Origin of the sequence: Nonomuraea zeae (genome assembly GCF_005889725.1) — a bacterium.
In the GTDB taxonomy this organism is placed as follows: domain Bacteria; phylum Actinomycetota; class Actinomycetes; order Streptosporangiales; family Streptosporangiaceae; genus Nonomuraea; species Nonomuraea zeae.
This window is the reverse complement of record NZ_VCKX01000675.1, coordinates 1-1334: the sequence shown is the minus strand read 5'-3', so window position 1 is coordinate 1334 and position 1334 is coordinate 1. Positions and strand designations below refer to the sequence as shown.

1 protein-coding gene is annotated in these 1334 nt (G+C 66.9%); it reads right to left on the bottom strand.

Annotation, left to right across the window (positions count from 1 at the left end; genetic code table 11):
• Positions 1-1334: amino acid adenylation domain-containing protein (locus ETD85_RS62315; RefSeq protein ID WP_138699096.1), on the bottom strand; the 1334-nt coding region annotated here is incomplete at both ends.

Sequence of the window (1334 nt, the reverse complement as noted above, 5' to 3'; positions counted from 1 at the left end):
CGGCGAACGCGGAGCACGACCATCGACAACCATGAACTCCGGCGCAGGCAACGCCCGCCGATCAACCTTTCCGTTGGCGTTCAACGGAAGGGCGTCCATCACGACGAACGCGGCGGGCACCATGTAGCGAGGCAGGCGAGACGCCAAATGCTGACGCAGAGTGTCGTGGTCGATGGTCGTGCTCGCCTCTGGGATGACGTAGGCGATGATGCGTTTGTCGCCGGGGCTGTCTTCGCGGATCGTCACGACGGCTTGCATGACCGTGGGATGCGTGCAGAGGGCGTTCTCGATCTCGCCGAGTTCGATGCGCAGCCCGCGGATCTTGACCTGGTGGTCGGCGCGGCCGAGGAACTCCAGCTGTCCGTCAGGCCGCCAGCGGGCCAGGTCGCCGGTGCGGTACATGCGAGTTCCGGGCGGACCGAACGGGTCGGCCACGAACCGCTCCGCGGTCAATGCCGGTCGGCGGAGATAACCGCGGGTGACGCCGGCGCCTGAGACGTATAACTCGCCCGCCACACCGGGTGGCAGGGGACGTAGTCCGGAGTCCAACACGTACACCCTGGTGTTTTGCACCGGTATGCCGAGCGGTGGCGCGGTTGCGGGGTCGTGCAGTGGTTCGGTCATGGTGGCCGCGACGGTGGCCTCGGTGGGGCCGTAGGCGTTGATCATTCGTCTGCCTGGTGACCAGCGGGCGACCAGGTCGGCCGAGCAGGCCTCGCCACCAACCACGATCGTGCGCAGAGAGCCGGCCTCGACCGGGGGGAGTGCGGCCAGTTGTGATGGCGGGACGATCAGATGGGTCACTGCCTGCGTGACGAGGGTGTCGGCCAAAGCGTCGCCGTCGAGCACGCCTGGTGCGGGGATGACCAGCGCGGCTCCGGTGGACAGGGCTGAGACGATTTCGAGCACGCTGATGTCGAAGGTCGGTGATCCCAGTTGGAGGATCCGTGCATCGGCACCGACGGCGAAGCGTTCGGTTGTCGTGGAGGCCAGGCTGGGGATTCCCGCGTGCGGCACCATCACGGCCTTGGGCTTGCCGGTGGAGCCGGAAGTGTAGATGACGTAGGCGGTGTTGGCAGGTGTGGGTCCGGCTGGGTTGCTTGCCGGTCGTGCCGCCAAGGCGGCGGGGCTGATCTGGTCGAGCAGCAGATGGGGGACGTTCGCAGCGGCGATTTCGGTGGCGGTGGTGGTGAGCAGCAGCCGTGGTCGTGCGTCGTCGAGTATGTGGGTGATGCGGTCGGTTGGGTGTTCGGGATCGATGGGCAGGTAGGCGGCTCCGGTTTTGAGTACGGCGAGGAGCGCTGTGATCATGTCGATGCCGCGTGGCAGGGCCA